The organism is Paenibacillus sp. PastM-3 (genome assembly GCF_029893965.1).
Lineage (GTDB): Bacteria > Bacillota > Bacilli > Paenibacillales > Paenibacillaceae > Paenibacillus_AQ.
The window spans coordinates 161,393-180,316 of record NZ_JARXXP010000002.1 but is presented as its reverse complement, the minus strand read 5'-3'; the positions used below and the strand labels follow the sequence as shown (position 1 = coordinate 180,316).

At 52.5% G+C, this 18,924-nt stretch carries 20 protein-coding genes and 1 riboswitch; all 20 genes read left to right on the top strand.

Annotation, left to right across the window (positions count from 1 at the left end; all coding sequences use genetic code 11):
- Nucleotides 1-61 precede the first annotated feature (61 nt).
- The 20 genes from prfA to atpD all read left to right on the top strand — a co-directional run bounded on the left by prfA (nt 62) and on the right by atpD (nt 18,922).
- The gene (gene prfA / locus M2108_RS04665; RefSeq protein ID WP_277468180.1) at nt 62-1,129 is read left to right on the top strand and encodes a peptide chain release factor 1; all 1,068 of its coding nucleotides are present in this window, start codon (nt 62-64) and stop codon (nt 1,127-1,129) included.
- A gap of 4 nt (nt 1,130-1,133) precedes the next feature.
- Complete coding sequence (locus tag M2108_RS04660; protein ID WP_481856853.1) at nt 1,134-2,150, top strand: N5-glutamine methyltransferase family protein; 1,017 nt, start codon at nt 1,134-1,136, stop codon at nt 2,148-2,150.
- Between the two features lie 399 nt (nt 2,151-2,549).
- Nucleotides 2,550-3,734 carry an FtsW/RodA/SpoVE family cell cycle protein gene (locus M2108_RS04655; RefSeq protein ID WP_277468181.1) on the top strand — a complete coding sequence of 395 codons (1,185 nt, stop codon included), beginning with the start codon at nt 2,550-2,552 and terminating at the stop codon, nt 3,732-3,734.
- Between the two features lie 200 nt (nt 3,735-3,934).
- A complete protein-coding gene (locus M2108_RS04650) occupies nt 3,935-5,101 on the top strand; it encodes an FtsW/RodA/SpoVE family cell cycle protein (RefSeq protein ID WP_277468182.1) in 1,167 nt (388 codons plus the stop codon).
- Between the two features lie 96 nt (nt 5,102-5,197).
- Nucleotides 5,198-5,947 carry a stage II sporulation protein R gene (gene spoIIR / locus M2108_RS04645; protein WP_277468183.1) on the top strand — a complete coding sequence of 250 codons (750 nt, stop codon included), beginning with the start codon at nt 5,198-5,200 and terminating at the stop codon, nt 5,945-5,947.
- A 147-nt stretch (nt 5,948-6,094) separates the two neighbouring features.
- Nucleotides 6,095-6,667, top strand: a complete 573-nt coding sequence (locus M2108_RS04640; protein WP_277468184.1) for a manganese efflux pump MntP — start codon at nt 6,095-6,097, stop codon at nt 6,665-6,667.
- Between the two features lie 51 nt (nt 6,668-6,718).
- On the top strand, nt 6,719-7,306 hold the full coding sequence (locus tag M2108_RS04635) for a low molecular weight protein arginine phosphatase (protein ID WP_068728033.1): 588 nt from the start codon (nt 6,719-6,721) through the stop codon (nt 7,304-7,306).
- 50 nt (nt 7,307-7,356) lie between these two features.
- Nucleotides 7,357-7,439: riboswitch (ZMP/ZTP riboswitch) on the top strand.
- A gap of 73 nt (nt 7,440-7,512) precedes the next feature.
- Entirely contained in the window at nt 7,513-8,166 is a 654-nt protein-coding gene (locus tag M2108_RS04630) for a TIGR01440 family protein (protein ID WP_277468185.1), read from the top strand.
- 98 nt (nt 8,167-8,264) lie between these two features.
- Nucleotides 8,265-9,515 carry a serine hydroxymethyltransferase gene (locus M2108_RS04625; RefSeq protein WP_277468325.1) on the top strand — a complete coding sequence of 417 codons (1,251 nt, stop codon included), beginning with the start codon at nt 8,265-8,267 and terminating at the stop codon, nt 9,513-9,515.
- A 436-nt stretch (nt 9,516-9,951) separates the two neighbouring features.
- Entirely contained in the window at nt 9,952-10,581 is a 630-nt protein-coding gene (upp, locus tag M2108_RS04620; RefSeq protein ID WP_039877631.1) for a uracil phosphoribosyltransferase, read from the top strand.
- A gap of 99 nt (nt 10,582-10,680) precedes the next feature.
- Nucleotides 10,681-11,817: a non-hydrolyzing UDP-N-acetylglucosamine 2-epimerase gene (wecB, locus tag M2108_RS04615; RefSeq protein ID WP_068728040.1), complete on the top strand. Its 1,137-nt coding sequence runs from the start codon at nt 10,681-10,683 to the stop codon at nt 11,815-11,817.
- A gap of 183 nt (nt 11,818-12,000) precedes the next feature.
- A complete protein-coding gene (locus tag M2108_RS04610; RefSeq protein WP_277468186.1) occupies nt 12,001-12,234 on the top strand; it encodes an AtpZ/AtpI family protein in 234 nt (77 codons plus the stop codon).
- Nucleotides 12,227-12,604, top strand: a complete 378-nt coding sequence (locus tag M2108_RS04605) for an ATP synthase subunit I (protein ID WP_277468187.1) — start codon at nt 12,227-12,229, stop codon at nt 12,602-12,604. Before M2108_RS04610 ends, M2108_RS04605 begins: the two co-directional genes overlap by 8 nt.
- Before the next feature lie 26 nt (nt 12,605-12,630).
- Nucleotides 12,631-13,398, top strand: a complete 768-nt coding sequence (atpB, locus tag M2108_RS04600; protein WP_277468188.1) for a F0F1 ATP synthase subunit A — start codon at nt 12,631-12,633, stop codon at nt 13,396-13,398.
- Between the two features lie 105 nt (nt 13,399-13,503).
- Nucleotides 13,504-13,716 (top strand): F0F1 ATP synthase subunit C, encoded by a 213-nt coding sequence (atpE, locus tag M2108_RS04595; protein ID WP_039877624.1) that lies wholly within the window; start codon nt 13,504-13,506, stop codon nt 13,714-13,716.
- A 97-nt stretch (nt 13,717-13,813) separates the two neighbouring features.
- On the top strand, nt 13,814-14,302 hold the full coding sequence (gene atpF / locus M2108_RS04590; protein ID WP_277468189.1) for a F0F1 ATP synthase subunit B: 489 nt from the start codon (nt 13,814-13,816) through the stop codon (nt 14,300-14,302).
- Nucleotides 14,299-14,850 carry a F0F1 ATP synthase subunit delta gene (locus tag M2108_RS04585; protein ID WP_277468190.1) on the top strand — a complete coding sequence of 184 codons (552 nt, stop codon included), beginning with the start codon at nt 14,299-14,301 and terminating at the stop codon, nt 14,848-14,850. Before atpF ends, M2108_RS04585 begins: the two co-directional genes overlap by 4 nt.
- A gap of 11 nt (nt 14,851-14,861) precedes the next feature.
- Nucleotides 14,862-16,373 (top strand): F0F1 ATP synthase subunit alpha, encoded by a 1,512-nt coding sequence (gene atpA / locus M2108_RS04580; RefSeq protein ID WP_068728027.1) that lies wholly within the window; start codon nt 14,862-14,864, stop codon nt 16,371-16,373.
- A gap of 197 nt (nt 16,374-16,570) precedes the next feature.
- Nucleotides 16,571-17,437 (top strand): ATP synthase F1 subunit gamma, encoded by an 867-nt coding sequence (atpG, locus tag M2108_RS04575; RefSeq protein WP_277468191.1) that lies wholly within the window; start codon nt 16,571-16,573, stop codon nt 17,435-17,437.
- 87 nt (nt 17,438-17,524) lie between these two features.
- Entirely contained in the window at nt 17,525-18,922 is a 1,398-nt protein-coding gene (gene atpD, locus M2108_RS04570) for a F0F1 ATP synthase subunit beta (RefSeq protein WP_277468192.1), read from the top strand.
- Nucleotides 18,923-18,924 lie beyond the last annotated feature (2 nt).

Below are 18,924 nucleotides of genomic sequence, written 5' to 3'. Positions count from 1 at the left end.
AACTCATAATTTTAAGCATTTTAAGTGAAATATATTGAATCAGGAGAGGTGAATTCCCTTGTTGTTGGACCGATTGCAATCATTGGCGGACCGCTATGAGAAACTCAGTGAACTGCTTTGTGACCCGGATGTTGCAAGCGACAGTAAGAAACTGAGGGACTATTCCAAAGAACAATCCGATCTGCAGCCTGCCTTCGAGGCTTATGCTGAATATAAAAATGTAATGGAAGAGCTTGAGGCAGCCAAGATGATGCAGGCCGAGAAGCTTGATGATGAAATGAAGGAAATGGTCAAAATGGAGATCGAGGACCTGTCCTCGCGCCAGACCGAGCTGGAGGAGAAGATCCGCATCCTGCTGCTGCCTAAGGACCCGAATGACGACAAGAACGTAATCGTCGAAATCCGCGGTGCAGCCGGCGGGGACGAAGCGGCATTGTTCGCCTCCGACCTGTACCGGATGTACACCCGTTATGCCGATACCCAAGGCTGGCGCGTTGAGCTGATGGATGTGAATACGAATGACCTCGGCGGCTTCAAGGAAGTCATATTCCTGATTAACGGCCGCGGTGCGTACAGCAAGATGAAATACGAGAGCGGCGCACACCGTGTACAGCGTATCCCGACCACAGAATCCGGCGGACGGATTCATACCTCTACTTCAACGGTAGCGGTGATGCCGGAAGCGGAAGAATTCGAAATTGAAATTCACGATAAGGACATCCGCGTCGATACGTTCTGCTCCAGCGGAGCGGGCGGACAGTCCGTTAATACGACCAAATCGGCAGTTCGCGTAACCCATATTCCTACCGGTATCGTAGCTACCTGTCAGGACGGCAAATCGCAGAACTCCAATAAGGAGAAGGCGCTGCAGGTGCTGCGTGCCCGTATCTCTGATGTCAAGCGGCAGGAAGAGGAAGCGAAGTATGCCGGCGAGCGCAAGAGCAAGGTCGGTACCGGCGACCGCAGTGAGCGTATCCGCACGTACAACTTCCCGCAGAGCCGGGTGACCGATCACCGCATCGGCCTTACCCTGCACCGTCTGGACCAGGTTATGAACGGGGATATTACCGAGATTATTTCCGCGTTGTCGATTGCCGAGCAGGCGGAACTGATGGAAAAAGGAGAATAATGCTTTGAAACACGGCTTATATGTCATGCCTCATGTGCAAAGCATCCGGGAAGCCTTTGCGGAGGCTTCTTCTTTTTTGGACAAAAGCGGGTGCAACGAGCCGCAGCGCAGCAGCCAGCTGCTGCTGGAGCATGTGCTCGGCGTTAGCGGAGCCGCTTATTATATGACACTGGCTGACCCTTTCCCGGCAGAGCTGAGAGAAGCCTGGGAAACGGCGGTCAGCCGCCGGGCGGCAGGTGAGCCGGTGCAGTATATCATCGGCGAGCAGGAGTTTTACGGCCGGGCGTTCGAGGTAACGCCGGACGTGCTGATTCCGCGGCCGGAGACGGAACTGCTCGTCGAGGCCATCCTGAAGTACGGCGCGGAGCTGTGGCCGGACGGGCTGGTGCATGCGCCGGGCGGAGCGGCGCAGACTGGCAGGCACGCTGCGGGCGGACCTGCGGCGGCTCAAGCGGCTGGCGGCATAGCCTCCGCCCGCCGGGAGAGCGATGCGGCTGGCGCATACCAGCCGCGGCCGCTGGCCGCCGTCGATATCGGCGCCGGCAGCGGAGCCATCTCCGTCACGCTGGCGGCGGAAGCGCCGGCGTGGCGGGTCTCAGCCGGCGACATCTCGCCCGGCGCCCTGGCCGTGGCCGCGCGCAATGCCCTGCGGCATGGCGCGGCCGTTGACCTGCGGCTCGGCGATCTGCTCGAGCCGTTTGCGGGGATGGAGACGGATATTCTCGTCTCCAACCCGCCGTACATCCCCGGCGGTGACATCGCCGGGCTGCAGCGCGAGGTGCGCGACCATGAGCCGCGCACTGCACTGGACGGCGGCGACGACGGGCTCGACCCGTACCGCCGCATGATGGAGCAGCTGCCGCTGCTTGCGGCAGTCCCGCGCCTGGTCGGCTTTGAGCTCGGCCAGGGACAGGCCGGCGAGGTGGCCGCGCTGCTGCGCGCGGCGGGCCACTGGAACGAGATCGTCACCATTGACGATCTCGCCGGTATTCCCCGCCACGTGCTTGGCATCGCGCGCTGAGTGTCTCTCCGTTGAGCCGTCCGTAGGGCTGAACGCCGGCATTCCCCGCCACGTGCTGGGCATCGCGCGCTGAGTGTCTCTCCGTTGAGCCGTCCGTAGGGCTGAACGCCGGTATTCCCCGCCACGTGCTTGGCATCGCGCGCTGAGTGTCTCTCCGTTGAGCCGTCCGTAGGGCTGAACGCCGGCATTCCCCGCCGCGAGCTAGCATCCAGCCTAAAGCGCCCCGCTGTGGGCTGCGGTATTACGCTATGTAACTCCCGATATTTCACCGCACCGCTGTTAGACGAACAGCCGGCGGTGAAATTGTATTTTTGCTGCCCCTTCCTTTACAATAGAATGAACGGACTTCTACAGCAGCTGTTGAAGTGGAAGCTGAAGTAACGAGTAAGGAGACAGAATATGCTTCAGAAGATTAAGAAGATTGATGGTGTCATTGTATTTATTCTGCTGCTGCTGATGGTTATCAGCATTTTCTCTATATATAGTGTAACCCATGGAAGGGATGGCCTGGACGGAAGTCATCTGAAGATGATCCAGTTCTATATACTGGGTCTGATTGCTTTTCTCGGTCTGACTTTTATCGATTACCGGCTGATCGTGAAATATGCGCTTTATATTTATATAACAGGAATCGGGATTCTGGTATTGGTCAGCTTTATCGGGAAAACCCAGAACGGGGCCCAGGGCTGGCTGAAGATCGGAGGCCTCAGCCTCCAGCCGGCAGAGCTGTTTAAGCTGATTCTGATTCTGTTTCTGGCAGCGGTGCTGTTCCGCAAAAATAAGAACAAGCTGCTGTTCTGGAAGGATGTCGTGCCGCTCGGGCTGCTTACGCTGCTGCCGTTCCTGATTGTTATCAGCCAGAATGACCTTGGTAATGCCTTGTCCTATATCGTGATTCTGGCAGGACTGCTGTGGATCGGAAATATCAAATTCTCGCATGCGCTGATCGGGGTTCTGATTGTAGTAGGTTCGGCGGTTGCCGGAATAATGAGCTATATTCATTATCATGACCAGTTCAAAGCGTTCATGACCGACATCGGCCGATCCCACTGGGTTGAACGGTTCGACCCTTGGCTTGTTCCCGAAAAGGCGACGGCCAAAGCCAGCTACCACACCAAAAATGCGAAGCTGGCCATCGCCTCAGGCGGCATGAGCGGGGAGGGCTACATGAACGGCAGCTCGGTGCAGACCGACCGTGTGCCTTATACGTATTCCGACTCTATCTTCGTGCAGATTGCAGAGGAGTTCGGCTTTATCGGCTCTGCGGTGCTGCTGCTGCTGTATTTTATACTGATTCACCGGATGATATTGATCGCCCTGGAGTCCAAGGACCGCGCCGGACCGTTTCTGATCGTCGGGGTTGTGGCCATGATCCTGTATCAGATATTTGAAAATATCGGTGCATTCATCGGCCTGATGCCGCTAACCGGGATTACGCTGCCGTTCGTCAGCTTCGGGGGGACCTCACTGATGATCAATATGGCCAGCATTGGCCTGATTATGAGTGTGCGCCTGCACGGGCGTGAAGTGGAGGAGGATCTGCCCGCTCCTGCCGCTTACCCTGCTGCCACGAAACAGGGTTAACTGCATATCGGAAATGAAGGACTGCCGGATCTCAGGAAATGAGGCCCCGGCAGTTCTTTTTATATTCTACGCGGAAAGCGGAGATATTTGTATTCGTGCAGCGGCTTGCATTAATATGGGAGTATAGGCTATTCCCTGTAAATTCCTGCAATGGAAATTGTGGAATTCGCCGACTTCCTGTACGGATAGGAGTATGACTGATGCTGCAGAAATTTAAAAGAATAGACGGGATTACCGTGATTGTTCTGCTTATGCTGATGGGTATCAGTATTTTGTCGATATACAGCGTTACCCACAGCGGGGATGACAAAGGCATGCATATCCTGATGCTCCAATATTACGGGGCGGGCTTTGTTGTGTTTTTTGGACTGTCCTTATTTGATTACCGCCTGCTGGTCAAATATGCGCTTTATATTTACATCCTGGGGATCATCATTCTGGTGCTGGTCAGCCTGTTCGGAACCGTTAAGTTCGGTGCCAGGGCCTGGCTTCAGGTGGGGAGCTTCAGCTTCCAGCCGGCCGAGCTGTTTAAGCTGATTCTGATTTTGGCGCTGTCTTCCCTGCTGGTCCGTCTCGGCCGCAGCGAGCTCCGGTTTTGGCGGGAGGTTGTACCCCTCAGTCTGCTTGCCCTGCTGCCGTTTTGTATTGTAATCCTCCAGAATGATATGGGCAATGCGCTTAGCTTTATGGTTATACTCGTAGGCCTTTTATGGATCGGGCGGATCCGAACATCACATGCGCTAATCGGGCTGCTGATAGCCGGAGGCGCATTTTGGGCGTTTGTCTACAGCTATATTAACTACCATGAGAAAACGACAGATTTCCTAAGCGGGGCAATCGGCCGTGAGCATTTTATAAAACGCTTTGATCCCTGGCTGGTACCGGAGCGGGCAAGCAGTGATGACAGCTATCAGACGCGCAATGCGCGGATAGCCATAGGGTCCGGCGGGCTAAGCGGGGAAGGGTACCTGAAAGGGAGCTCTGTCCAGTCGGGCAAAATACCGGTGCTGTACTCTGATGCCATCTTTGCACAGATCGCTGAGGAATTTGGATTTATTGGTGCAGCAGTACTGCTGCTGTTGTTTTTTGTCCTGATTCACCGGATGATTCTCTTCGCGCTGGAATGCAAGGATAAGGCAGGGCCTTTTCTGATTATCGGCATAATCGCGATGCTGATGTACCAGATTCTCGAGAACATCGGCGCCTATATCGGCTTGATGCCGCTGACAGGCATTACTCTGCCGTTCATCAGCTTTGGCGGCACCTCCATTTTAATCAATATGGCGAGCGTGGGCATTGCCATGAGCGTGCATTTATACGGGCAGGATGTGGAGGAGGAGCTGCCTGTGCCTGCAATGTATTTTTGAGCAGCTGATATACTTTTAATAGATTAATAGGTTTGCAGTCTCTTATTTCCGGACATACTGGGGGTATAAGAGGTTCAGGGAGAGGGGCTGCTGAAGATGAAGTTATTTTCGCCGGAGAGACAGGAAGCCTTACGGGTTACTTTTAAGCATACTGCTATTTTATTTTCTTTTCTGATGGTGCTGATGATGGTCTGGGAAGGGCAAAAAAGCGATGCGGCAGTTGCGGAGTCTGCGATTCCGCAGGAATCGATCCGTCTGCGCATTCTTGCTAATTCTGACGGAGCCGGAGACCAGCTGGTCAAACGCCAGATCCGCGATGCTGTGGTAGAGCAGATGAACCAGTGGGTATCCGGACTGGAGAACCCGCAGAGCCTGGAACAGGCCCGTTCCTTGATCAGAAGCCATCTGCCGGAGCTGAATGAGCTGGTTGCCCGGGAACTGCTGCAGCGGGGAATTGATTATGATTTCAAGGTTGAGCTTGGCGTTGTGCCATTCCCGACTAAACTGTATGGCGGAACGGTATATCCGGCCGGTGAATATGAAGCAGTGCGCATTACGCTTGGAGCAGGTAAAGGACAAAACTGGTGGTGTGTGCTGTTCCCGCCGCTTTGCTTCATCGATGCAGGTAGCGGCGACGCTGCCGCCAAAGGAACGGAAGTTGCTTCGGCTGCCGGTGCAGAGACAAGTGTAAAGAATATTAGTGCGGATAACAATGATAATAATGTGGTTAAGGATACTGCAGCGGGATCTTCAGACGGCGGAGAAGCGGAAGCTCCGGAGGTACGCTTCTTCCTATGGGATATGCTGAAGAATCTCTGGAGCTGGATCAGCGGGTTATGGGCTTGATCTCCAGAATACAGGCTGGATTACAGACATACCCAAGCGGCTCTGTCCTGACGGATCCGCTTTTTGCTGCGATAAGCTCCTTTACAAGTCATGATTGTCCTAATGCCCGCATATCGTTGTTGTACAAGACATTCAGACTTTGGGGGTATGGGCATGGCAGGGGTTTATCCTGGCTGGGGCCAGATTGTAACAATTGCCATTATGGCAATTGCACTGGGTTTGGATGCCTTTTCGCTTGGTGTAGGAATCGGGATGAAGGGCATCCGCCTGCTGCATGTGCTGCAGCTCAGCCTGCTGATTGCGTTTTTCCATGTGCTGATGCCGCTGGTAGGCTTATTCACCGGCAGTTACGTAGGCCATTTACTGGGACAAGTAACAACTTATGCAGCCGGCGGGCTGCTGATTCTGCTGGGCGGGCATATGGTCTGGAACACTTTCCGCAAAGAGGAAAGCACCAGCCGCCCGATGGACCATCGTACGTTCTGGGGGATGCTGCTGATCTCGCTGAGTGTGAGCATTGATTCCTTTTCTGTAGGTGTATCCCTGGGCATGTTCGTGGACAGCATCATACTAACCGTGCTGGCCTTCGGAGCCTGCGGCGGCTTCATGGCCATTACCGGCCTGCTGCTGGGCAGGCGGGTGAGCCGGGGACTGGGCGATTACGGGGAGGCGCTTGGCGGGGCGATCCTTTTGGGGTTTGGCTTGCTGTTCATCTTCTGATACAATAACGGCATCAGATTATTAAATGATCCTTTCATGGAGGTGGAAAGCATGCTGCACATTTTATTCGTCTGCACCGGCAATACCTGCCGCAGTCCTATGGCTGAGGGGCTTTTGCGGAAGCTTGCAAAGGAGCGGGGCATCGAGCTTGCAGTGCGGTCTGCAGGCGTTTCCGCCATTTCCGGCACTTCTGTATCCAGGCATGCCGCAGCGATTCTGCGTGAAGAAGGCATTAATGAGCCTATGAGCTCTACCCAGCTTAGCAGGGAGGCCGTGAACTGGGCGGATCTGGTGTTGACGCTGACCGGCGGGCACAAACGCCATCTGCTGCAGTATTTTCCGGAGGCAGTATCCAAAACCCATACACTCAAGGAATATGTATATAACGAGGAGTCGGTAAACGGAGATATCAGTGAGCTGGACAGCCTGTATGCCGAGGCGGAGCTCGACATCGCACTGGGCCGGGAGCCCAAGCAGGCGGACCTGCAGCGGATTATTGAAATCCGGCAGCGGATACCGAGCTTCGATATCTCTGACCCGTTTGGGGGCTCGCGGGAGGATTACGAGCTTACAGCTGCCGAGATCCGCACTGCGCTTTACAGTCTGCTCGACAAATTAGAGTCCTTACGCCGTTTGTAAAGAAGGTTGATTTTTCGGAGGCTATCCTTTAAGATGTAATAAATATTACCCGGTTCCGGTGTGACTGGCGACAAGTGTGGATGAAACCACGATGGAGCACTGGAATAAACGGCCGGTCGCCTGGGCAAAAGAGCACATCCGCAGCCACCTGCGGACTGCTCTTTTTTGTTTAAATCAGCAAGTAATGCTTGAGGGAGGCTTAAGCAATGGATGAGGTCATGAAGCAGGGCTCGCCGGAAGAACGCGCAGCCCGCATTACATCGGGGCAGACGGAAGTTTCGGCGGGTGCGGAACTTTCACTTGCAGCAGCGACAGCTGCTATAGTGGGCGAGCTGGCGGAAGCCGGTAAGCTGGGACCCGGAAAGATCCTTGTTGTCGGAGCCAGCACCAGTGAGGTTGCCGGTGTACGGATCGGCACCGGCGGTGCCCTGGAAGTGGCACAGCAGCTGCTTCAGGGAATACGCCGGATTGCAGTTGAGCGGGGCTTTCACACGGTTTATCAGTGCTGTGAACATTTGAACCGCTCTCTGGTCATGGAGCGCTCCCTGCTGGAAGCCTTGGGGCTCAGGGAAGTTTCGGCTGTGCCGATTCCGGGGGCCGGCGGCTCTATGGCCGCAGCAGCCTATGGTTCGATGGCTGATCCGGTTTTAGCAGAGACGGTAGAGGCCCATGCCGGCATTGATATCGGCGAGACGCTGATCGGCATGCATCTGCGCCGGGTGGCGGTGCCCTTCCGGCCAAGCCTGCGCTATATCGGTTCAGCCAGAGTGAATGCCGCCTTCAGCAGACCGCCGCTGATCGGCGGTGAACGTGCGGTCTACCGCACGCAGGAGACCAGCGGTTCACCGCAGTGTGATTAAGAATTAGGTGGATTGAAGATTTGCAGTGTCGTACATCAGCGGGCATAAGTTTTAAAGAATAAGAAGGTATATATTTTCACTCAGGGAGGAAGTAAATAATCATGGAACAATTGCGCAAGAGTGACCCGGCAGTACTGGAAGCAATGGGACTGGAGCTGAGCCGTCAGCGTGCCAACATTGAGCTTATCGCATCGGAGAATATCGTCAGTGAAGCTGTAATGGAAGCAATGGGTTCTGTGCTTACCAACAAATATGCCGAAGGCTATCCGGGCAAACGCTATTATGGCGGCTGTGAGGATGTAGACATCGTTGAGAACCTTGCCCGTGACCGTGCCAAGCAGCTGTTCGGCGCTGATCATGTCAATGTTCAGCCGCATTCCGGTGCCCAGGCGAATATGGCGGTCTATCTGGCTGCACTTAATCCCGGGGATACTGTGCTTGGAATGAATCTTGCCCATGGCGGCCACTTGACGCACGGAAGTCCGGTAAATGCCTCAGGTTTGCTTTATAACTTCGTAGCTTATGGTGTACAGGAAGATACATTCCTGATTGATTATAATGAAGTGCGCAAGGCTGCCTTCAAGCACCGCCCTAAGCTGATCGTTGCCGGGGCAAGCGCATATCCGCGGACCATTGATTTTGAAGCACTCGGTTCCATTGCAAATGATGTCGGCGCGCTGTTTATGGTCGATATGGCTCATATTGCCGGCCTCGTCGCTGCCGGACTGCACCCGAGCCCGGTACCGCATGCCCATTTTGTTACAACTACAACCCATAAAACGCTGCGCGGACCGCGCGGAGGCATGATTCTGTGCAGACAGCCTTGGGCTGCTGCAATTGATAAGGCCGTATTCCCGGGCTCCCAGGGCGGACCGCTGATGCACGTCATTGCTTCCAAAGCCGTATCCTTCGGTGAAGCGCTGCAGCCGTCCTTTAAGACCTATGCCGAGAATGTAGTGAAAAATGCCAAGGTGCTTGCAGAAACGCTGATCGGTGAAGGGGTTAATATCGTTTCCGGCGGTACGGACAATCACCTGATGCTGCTGGATACCCGTAATCTGAACATCACAGGTAAGGATGCTGAGAAGGTGCTTGATTCTATCGGCATCACTGTAAATAAAAATGCGATTCCGTTTGACCCGACCAGCCCGTTTGTTACAAGCGGAATCCGGATCGGTACGCCTGCGGTTACTTCCCGTGGAATGGACGAGCAGGCGATGACCGTTATCGGCCGTGTTATTGCGAATGTGCTGAAGAATCCTAAGGACGAAACGGTGCTGGCTGAAGCTGCCCGCGAGGTAGCCGCACTCACTGAGAAGTTCCCGATCTATCCTGGTTTGCAGTACTAATCTCTGCCCGCTCATTGAATGGAGCGGAGCCATGCCCCTGCAAGGACTGTTTTCTCAAGGTCTTAGCGGGGGCTTTTTCTATGCCGGACCTTAACGTTGCATAATGTTCACAATTAAAACGCGGAAATTGTCGATAGATTTCATGGAATATCCATGAAAGTTCATGGAATTTTCATTAAAAACAGTGAAAGAAATGTGAAAGGTATTAAAAATGTAAATTAGCATACACTAAGGCTCGATTTATAACCTGAGAGATTACGGGTTGGGCTTAAACCTGCCTGCGGACCTTTATTTGGATGGCGGCATTTATGCAGCTGCTTTCCCTTCGGAGGTGAAATACACCTCCGGTGATGATATAATAGACAAGATTTAGCCACGGAAGCTGCAAAAGCGCTTTCTGCGGCTGACAAGACTTACATTTACCGGAGGGACAGAAATGGGAAAATTGGTGATTTGCGATCATCCTTTGATTCAGCACAAACTGACATTTATCCGTGATGTGCGGACCAACACAAAAGAATTCAGAGAGCATGTAGATGAAGTAGCTACGCTTATGGCCTATGAAATTACACGGGATATCCCGCTGGAGACAATCACCGTACAGACACCGGTAGCAGAAACAGAGAGTAAAGTCATTTCGGGCAGAATGCTCGGGCTGATTCCGATTCTCCGCGCCGGTCTCGGGATGACAGAGGGTGTCCTTAAACTGCTGCCTGCAGCTAAGGTGGGCCATGTAGGCCTCTTCCGTGACCCGGAAACGCTCCAGCCGGTTGAATATTATATTAAGCTTCCTACAGATGTGCAGGAACGTGAACTGATTGTAATTGATCCGATGCTGGCTACAGGCGGCTCTGCCATTGCGGCGATCACCTCGCTGAAGAACCGCGGCTGCACCCAGATCAAAATGATGAATCTGATCGCAGCTCCTGAAGGTGTTGCGGCCGTACAGGCTGCCCATCCGGATGTAGATATCTATGTAGCAGCACTTGATGATCACCTTAATGATCACGGATACATTGTACCCGGGCTCGGGGATGCCGGAGACCGTTTATACGGAACCAAATAGGAATTAACAGAGTATTAACAGAGTATTAACAGAGTAGCTCTACAAACAGCTATCTATATAGAAGAAAGGGGTGGGAAAGTGTCCAAGAAAATAAAGGTAATGACAATCTTCGGAGTACGTCCGGAAGCGATCAAAATGGCACCGCTCGTACTTGAGCTGAACAAGCATCCTGAACATATCGAATCGGTTGTATGCGTAACCGCGCAGCACCGTGAGCTGCTGGATCAGGTACTGGAAGTGTTTAAAATCGTTCCTGATTATGACCTGGACGTTATGAAGGACCGGCAGACGCTGAATGAAATCTCCATCCGTGTACTGGAAGGGCTTGAGCCTGTCCTGCGTGAAGCGAAGCCTGACCTGGTGCTTGTCCATGGTGATACACTGACAACCTTCCTGGCGAGTTACGCTTCCTTCCTCCAGCAGATTCAGGTGGGCCATGTCGAGGCGGGACTTCGGACCTGGAATAAGCTGTCTCCATACCCAGAGGAAATGAACCGCCAGCTGACAGGGGTTTTGGCGGATTTGCACTTTGCTCCGACCGACTGGTCGGCAGGGAATTTGAGGCACGAGAACAAAAAGGAGTCAAGTATCTATATCACAGGCAATACCGTGACCGATGTGTTTCAATATACCGTACAGCCGGACTACCGGCATCCGGTGCTGGATTTTGCGGCGGGAAAAAGATTAATTCTGATGACGGCGCACCGCAGGGAGTCTCAAGGCGAACCGCACCGTCATATTTTCCGTGCTGTTAAAAGAATCGCTGATGAGTTTGAAGATGTAGCTATAGTTTATCCTGTGCACCCGAGCCCTGCAGTCAAGGAGCCGGCGCATGAGATCCTGGGCGGCCATCCGAGAATCAAGCTGATCGATCCGCTGGATGTCGTTGACCTGCACAATTTTTATCCGCATACCCACCTGATTTTGACCGATTCCGGCGGCCTGCAGGAGGAAGCGCCCTCCTTTGGGGTTCCTGTGCTTGTGCTGCGTGATACGACCGAGCGCCCGGAAGGGATCGAGGCCGGAACTTTGGAGCTTGTGGGAACGGACGAGGAGAAGGTGTATCAACGGACACATGCTCTGCTGACTGATCAGGCACTGTACCAGTCGATGAGCCGGGCCGCCAACCCGTACGGAGACGGCAAGGCATCTGAAAGAATTGTCAATGCGATTAAGCACCATTTTGGTGTGAATGCCGATCGTCCTGAAGAATTTCATAAAACGTTCACAAATTAAATTTTACGCTACAAAACCTGAGATGCGACATTGAAAATACAGCATACAGTGAAACTGTACGGTTTGTATGGTTTTGAATAAAAATGCTGTGATTATTTTCATGTTTTCATGCACTTTTGGGCAATTTTCATTGAATTGACAAAGAGTCTGGATATTCAGTAAAATTAGTTGGGATTGTAGCCTATGAAAGAGCCGAAGCGTGAAGCCGGGCTGGGAAAAACCGCTCTGGTGATTGCAAGTGCAGGCACTTTGCTTGCCGCTTACATTATTATAGGTGTTTTTGCAGCAAGGTGGCTCCAACGCCGGATCGACGGCCCGGAAATCTGGGTTGCGGTCGGTGCGATTTCCGGTATGGCTCTGGGAATTATCAATGTCGCCCTGTTAATCAAAAAATTTCTGGGGGAGCAAAATGGATAATATGACTCCCATGATCAATGCCGTAACAAGGGTCACATTTGTACTCATGGCAGGATTGCTGATGGGATATGCTCTTCATCATGAAACCCGTGCAGTCACACTAGGGATGACACTCGGTTTGGTTGCGGGTATTGTGAACTTCCGTTATCTTGCCGTAAAAGTGCGGCGGGTAGCAGAATCGGTTGCGAATAATGAGGGGAAGGCTTTCAGTCTCGGGTTTGTCACGCGGATCAGCTTTGCCATTCTGGTGACCATGTTCTCGGTCAAGATTGAGCATTTCTCGCTGGAAGCTACCATTGCTGGAGTCTTTATTCCCCAGCTTCTCTCTATTCCGGTAGGGATTTATCTGAGTGTAAAGAACAAGCTTTAAGATTAAAGGGAAAGGGGGATGATACCATGCATGAAATGCCAATAATCTATCTTGGCAGCATACCAATTGATTTATCTGCCGTACTGACACTGCTAATCAGTTCCGTTATTGTTTTTATTCTGGTGATGCTGTCAGTCCGCAACCTGTCTGTCGATAACCCGTCCAGACTCCAGAATTTTATGGAGTGGGTAGTTGAGTTCGTACAAGGGGTTATCAGCAGTGCAATGGACCTGAAGAAGGGCAAGCCTTACATATCATTGGGATTGACGCTGATACTGTTTATCTTTGTCTCCAATCTCCTTGGTCTGCCTTTTTCCTTTATCACTGAGGCCCATGAGCCGGTGTACATTTTTGGGCACGTCATTGATGCGACCAAAAACCTGACACACGGCGAGCATGTCGAGCTGCTCTGGTACAAGTCACCGACAGCGGATATCAACATTACGGCCGGTCTTGCGATTATCGTTTTCGTACTGATGAATTATCTGGGCATCAAGCAGAACGGCAAGCATTATTTCAAGCACTATATTGAGCCGTTTCCGATTTTCCTGCCGCTCAACATCATCGAAAACCTGGCTAAGCCGGTTGCACTGGCTATTCGTTTGTTCGCGAATATCTTTGCAGGTGAGGTTCTGATCACTGTAATTCTCAAGCTGGGAATCTTAAGTATACCGTTCCTGGCAGTCTGGCAGGGCTTCAGTATTTTCGTCGGGGCACTCCAGGCATTCATTTTCACGATTCTGACGATGGTGTACATCGCACAGATGACCATTCACGAAGAAGAAGCGCATTAATGAACTGCTGTGAGGCAGCGCGGCAATTGTCATGCGGGTTTCGCGGGAGATTTCAATATCATTAAAACACAAAAAATGAACCGAAATTAAAGGAGGATATTTTCAATGGAATTTTTGGCAGCAGCAATCGCGGTTGGTTTGGGCGCACTCGGCGCAGGTCTTGGTAACGGTATGATCGTCAGCAGAACGGTAGAATCCATCGCCCGTCAGCCTGAAGCACGTAACGCACTGCAGACTACAATGTTTATCGGTGTAGGTATCGTCGAAGTTATTCCGTTGGCGGCAACGGTTATTGCATTCTTGATCATGTTTTCTTAATAAACCGTTCCTACGGTTTGGCGGGGAGGGCTAGTGCCATCCGCGCCTTACTTTTGTATATATCCGCACACCGCGGTAACGGAAAGGAGTGACCACAGTGACTATAGTATGGACCAACATAGTATTTTCAATTGTCGCATTTGTAATCCTGTATATCCTGCTCAGTAAATATGCTTTCAGCAAACTGTTCGGAATTATGGAAAAACGCCGTGAGCTTGTGCTGCAGCAGATGGATGAAGCAGCTAAGACCAGGGAACAGGCGGTCGCTTACGTGGAAGAGCAGAAACAGGCTTTGCAAAAGGCGCGCGAAGAGGCCAAGCAGATTATTCAGCAATCGCAGGCTACCAGCCTCAACCAGGCTGACAAGCTGATCGACCAGGCTAAAGTTGAAGCTGCCCGTCTTAAAGACGAGGCTGTCCGTGATATTGCAAACGAAAAGAACAAGGCAGTGGAAGCGCTGCGCAGCGAGCTCGGATCTGCTTCCGTCCGTATCGCATCCAAGCTGCTTGAGAAAGAAGTTAAGGCTGAAGGTGAACAGGAGCAGCTTGTTGATCAGTACCTCAAAGAGGTAGGAGGCCGATCATGAGCGGCAGTGCGGTAGTTGCCAAACGTTACGCCAAAGCCCTGTACAGTGCCGCGGTGGAGAAGGGCAATACGCTTGAAGTGGAAGAGCAGCTGAAGACACTGGTAACAGTGCTTCATTCCGATGAAGAGGTAAAACGGTTCATTCTTGCACCGCGCATCTCCCAGTCCGATAAGCTGAAGGTGCTGCGCACCGCACTTGAAGGCAAGCTCTCCGAAGCCGTACTTAACACGGTTGAACTATTGGTGGAGCGGGGCAGAACCGATATTTTTGCTGATCTGCTGGAAGCGTACGTGAAAATAGAAGGTGAAGCCCTGGGTATCGGTGATGCAACGGTATACTCCACATATGCGCTGAGTCAGGAAGAACAGGAACATGTGGCTCAGGAGTTCAGTCAGCTTACGAACCGCAAGATCCGGGTTACGAATCTCGTTGACAAGAGCCTTCTGGGCGGACTGAAGGTCGTTATCGGCGATACGCTGTATGACGGCAGCCTGTCTGGCAAGCTTGCACGTCTCGAGAAATCTTTTAATGATAAGCATAGAAGATAGGGGTGAGGATATTGAGCATTAGACCTGAAGAGATCAGCAGTTTGATCAAAAGTCAAATTGAGCAATATAAAGCCGATATTGAAGTGGCCGAAATCGGCACCGTCATTCAAGTCGGCGACGGTATCGCCCGTGTCTACGGTCTGGAAAACGCGATGGCAGGAGAACTGCTGGAGTTCTCCAACGGAGTAGTGGGCATGGCGCTCAACCTGGAAGAAAGCAACGTCGGTGTTGTTATCCTGGGTGAGTACAAGGAAATTCGCGAAGGCGATCAAGTTAAACGTACCGGACAAATTATGCAGGTACCTGTAGGCGAAGCCCTTCTGGGCCGCGTAGTGAATCCACTGGGTCAGCCGCTTGACGGCAAAGGCCCGATTGCAACTACAGAATTCCGCCCGGTTGAAAGCAATGCACCAGGCGTTATCGACCGTAAATCGGTTCATGAGCCTATGCAGACAGGTCTTAAAGCCATCGACGCGATGGTGCCGATCGGCCGCGGACAGCGCGAGCTGATCATCGGTGACCGTCAGACCGGTAAAACGGCAATTGCCATCGATGCGATTATCAACCAAAAGGGCAATGGCATGAAATGTATCTACGTTGCCATCGGCCAGAAGCAATCCACAGTTGCACAGGTTGTGGAAACCCTCCGCCGCCACGGTGCGCTGGAATATACAATCGTAGTAACGGCATCGGCTTCCGAGCCTTCCCCGCTCCTGTATATTGCTCCGTACGCAGGCTGTGCGATGGGTGAATACTTCATGTACAAAGGCGAGCACGTTCTGGTTATCTACGATGACCTTTCGAAGCAGGCTTCCGCTTACCGCGAGTTGTCCCTGCTGCTCCGCCGTCCACCGGGCCGCGAGGCGTTCCCTGGTGACGTATTCTACCTGCACTCCCGTCTGCTTGAGCGTGCAGCGAAGCTGAGCGATGAGCTTGGAGGAGGTTCATTAACCGCCCTGCCGTTCATCGAAACACAGGCTTCCGACGTATCAGCTTACATTCCTACGAACGTAATCTCGATTACAGACGGCCAAATCTTCCTTGAATCCGACCTGTTCTACTCCGGTCAGCGTCCGGCGATCAACGTCGGTATCTCTGTATCCCGTGTAGGCGGTTCGGCGCAGATCAAAGCGATGAAGAAGGTTGCCGGCTCGCTCCGTCTGGATCTGGCCCAATACCGTGAGCTTCAGGCGTTCTCCCAGTTCGGCTCCGATCTCGATAAATCTACGCAGGCCCGTCTGAACCGCGGTGCCCGGATGATGGAAATTCTCAAACAGGGCGTTAACCAGCCGCTGTCTGTAGAACATCAGGTTATCAGCTTGTATACAGCTGTCAAAGGCCACCTTGATGACATTCCGGTCAAAGACGTTAGACGCTTCGAGAAGGAATTCCTGGCCTTTGTGGATACCAACGGTGCTGCAATCGTTCAATCCATCACGGATACCAAGGACCTGACTGCAGATAACGAGGCTGCCCTCAAAGAAGCTATCGACAAATTCAAAAGAGGCTTTGCGACCAGTTAATCGTTAATACACATAGAACGACAGTCTGAACCGGAGGCCCGGTGTGAGCCCGGGCTCCGGCAGGCTCTTATGAAGATAGCTTTGACATTGTCAAAGCTTAGTAGATGCTTACGAAGATAGCTTTGACTTCGTCAAAGCTTAGCTAATGCTTACGAAGATAGCTTTGACTTCGTCAAAGCTTTAAGGTGGTGAAAATCATGGCAAGAAGCATGCGTGATATCAAACGTCAAATCAAAAGCGTTCAAAACACCAGACAGATCACCAAGGCGATGGAGATGGTAGCCGCTTCGAAGCTGCGCAAGGCGCAGGAGAAGGCAGAGGCTGCCCGTCCGTACTCGGAGAAGCTGAAAGAGGTTGTAACGAACATTGCCGCTGCCACCCAGGATGTGACCCATCCGATGCTGGTAAGCCGTCCGGTGAAGAAGACCGCCTATCTCATCGTTACATCCGACAGAGGTCTCGCCGGCGGGTACAATGCCAATATTCTGCGTAAGCTGACCTTGCTGCTGGCAGAAAAGCATAAATCCAAGGATGAGTACGCCCTGTTCGTAATCGGCCGCAAAGGCCGTGACTTCTTGCGCCGCCGCGAATATCCGATTGTGGAGGAATTAACCGAGATGTCAGATTCGCCTAAGTTCTCTGACATCAAATCGATTGCTTATTCTGCAGTGCAGCAGTTTGAAACGGGTGTCTACGACGAGCTGTACATCTGCTATAACCGGTTCGTCAATGCGATCAGCCAGGTTCCTACTGTTGACCGGCTGTTGCCGATGGATGCGGTAAGCGGAGGACACCATGAAGCAAGCGCAAACTACGAATATGAGCCTTCTCCTGAAGGCGTGCTCGGAGTATTGCTTCCGAAATACGCAGAAACGCTGATTTACAGCGCCGTTCTGGACGGCAAGGCCAGTGAGCTGGGTGCGAAAATGACAGCGATGGGCAGTGCAACGAAGAACGCATCGAAGATGATCGGCGAACTTAGACTTACTTATAACCGTGCCCGTCAGGCGGCAATCACTCAGGAAATTACCGAGATTGTGGCCGGAGCGAACGCGCAGTCTTAAAGATCAGGAAACGGGGGCCTACGCCGCAGGTGAAGGTATTCTCCGTTTCTTCTCAATGCAACAGCTTTCGAGGAGGGAAATAATAAGATGAACAAAGGACGCGTTGTAAGCATTATGGGTCCGGTTGTCGATATTGAATTTGAACGCGGCCAGCTGCCCGAGATTTTCAACGCTATCAAGATTGAAACCAGCTTGGTAAACGGCCGCAACATTGATTTGACCCTTGAGGTATCCAATCACCTGGGTGATAATCTTGTCCGCTGTATTGCTATGTCGTCAACAGATGGCCTGGTGCGCGGACTTGATGCTATTGACCAGGGCGGACCGATTTCCGTACCTGTCGGTGCGGCTACGCTTGGCCGTGTATTCAACGTACTGGGCAATCCTATTGATAACGGTGCTGATGTGGTTGCAGAACGCAACCCGATTCACCGTCTGGCTCCGACCTTTGATGAACTGTCCACACAGGCAGAAATCCTGGAAACAGGAATCAAGGTTATCGACCTGCTGGCCCCATATGCCAAGGGCGGCAAGATCGGCCTGTTCGGCGGTGCCGGTGTTGGTAAAACCGTAACCATCCAGGAACTGATCAACAACATCGCGCAGGAACACGGCGGTATCTCCGTATTCGCCGGTGTAGGTGAACGTACCCGCGAAGGTAATGACCTGTATCATGAAATGACGGATTCCGGCGTTATCAAGAAAACCGCAATGGTATTCGGACAAATGAATGAGCCGCCGGGCGCACGTCTTCGTGTAGCTCTGACCGGTCTGACCATGGCGGAGTATTTCCGTGATGTGGAAGGCCGCGATACGCTGCTCTTTATCGATAATATATTCCGCTTCACCCAGGCGGGTTCCGAAGTATCCGCCCTGCTCGGCCGTATGCCTTCCGCGGTAGGTTACCAGCCTACACTGGCTACAGAAATGGGTCAGCTGCAGGAGCGCATCACTTCCACCAAAAAAGGCTCCGTTACCTCGATCCAGGCGATCTACGTACCTGCGGATGACTATACTGACCCTGCTCCGGCTACGGCGTTTGCCCATCTGGATGCAACGACCAACCTGGAGCGTAAGATTTCCGAGAAAGGGATTTTCCCTGCGGTAGATCCGCTGGCATCCAGCTCGCGTATCCTTGCTCCGGAGATTGTCGGCGAAGAGCACTACAACGTGGCACAGGGCGTTAAGCAGCTGCTGCAGCGTTATACAGAGCTTCAGGATATCATTGCGATCCTGGGTATGGATGAGCTGAGTGAGGAAGACAAGGTTATTGTGGCACGTGCCCGTAAAGTTGAACGCTTCCTGTCCCAGCCTTTCCACGTAGCTGAGCAATTCACCGGTTTCAAGGGCAAATACGTGCCGATCAAAGAAACTGTGCGCAGCTTCAAGGAAATTCTGGATGGCAAGCACGATGATCTTCCGGAAGCAGCTTTCCTCTTTGTAGGTACGATTGAAGAAGCTGTCGAGAAAGCGAAATCCCTGTAATC

Excerpts from the sequence above, each read along its gene's own strand:
- M2108_RS04655 (WP_277468181.1), top strand. The coding sequence starts at position 2,550 with ATGCTTCAGAAGATTAAGAAGATTGATGGTGTCATTGTATTTATTCTG.
- M2108_RS04650 (WP_277468182.1), top strand. The coding sequence starts at position 3,935 with ATGCTGCAGAAATTTAAAAGAATAGACGGGATTACCGTGATTGTTCTG.
- spoIIR (WP_277468183.1), top strand. The coding sequence starts at position 5,198 with ATGAAGTTATTTTCGCCGGAGAGACAGGAAGCCTTACGGGTTACTTTT.
- M2108_RS04640 (WP_277468184.1), top strand. The coding sequence starts at position 6,095 with ATGGGCATGGCAGGGGTTTATCCTGGCTGGGGCCAGATTGTAACAATT.
- M2108_RS04635 (WP_068728033.1), top strand. The coding sequence starts at position 6,719 with ATGCTGCACATTTTATTCGTCTGCACCGGCAATACCTGCCGCAGTCCT.
- M2108_RS04630 (WP_277468185.1), top strand. The coding sequence starts at position 7,513 with ATGGATGAGGTCATGAAGCAGGGCTCGCCGGAAGAACGCGCAGCCCGC.
- upp (WP_039877631.1), top strand. The coding sequence starts at position 9,952 with ATGGGAAAATTGGTGATTTGCGATCATCCTTTGATTCAGCACAAACTG.
- wecB (WP_068728040.1), top strand. The coding sequence starts at position 10,681 with ATGACAATCTTCGGAGTACGTCCGGAAGCGATCAAAATGGCACCGCTC.
- M2108_RS04610 (WP_277468186.1), top strand. The coding sequence starts at position 12,001 with ATGAAAGAGCCGAAGCGTGAAGCCGGGCTGGGAAAAACCGCTCTGGTG.
- M2108_RS04605 (WP_277468187.1), top strand. The coding sequence starts at position 12,227 with ATGGATAATATGACTCCCATGATCAATGCCGTAACAAGGGTCACATTT.
- atpB (WP_277468188.1), top strand. The coding sequence starts at position 12,631 with ATGCATGAAATGCCAATAATCTATCTTGGCAGCATACCAATTGATTTA.
- atpE (WP_039877624.1), top strand. The coding sequence starts at position 13,504 with ATGGAATTTTTGGCAGCAGCAATCGCGGTTGGTTTGGGCGCACTCGGC.
- M2108_RS04585 (WP_277468190.1), top strand. The coding sequence starts at position 14,299 with ATGAGCGGCAGTGCGGTAGTTGCCAAACGTTACGCCAAAGCCCTGTAC.
- atpG (WP_277468191.1), top strand. The coding sequence starts at position 16,571 with ATGGCAAGAAGCATGCGTGATATCAAACGTCAAATCAAAAGCGTTCAA.
- atpD (WP_277468192.1), top strand. The coding sequence starts at position 17,525 with ATGAACAAAGGACGCGTTGTAAGCATTATGGGTCCGGTTGTCGATATT.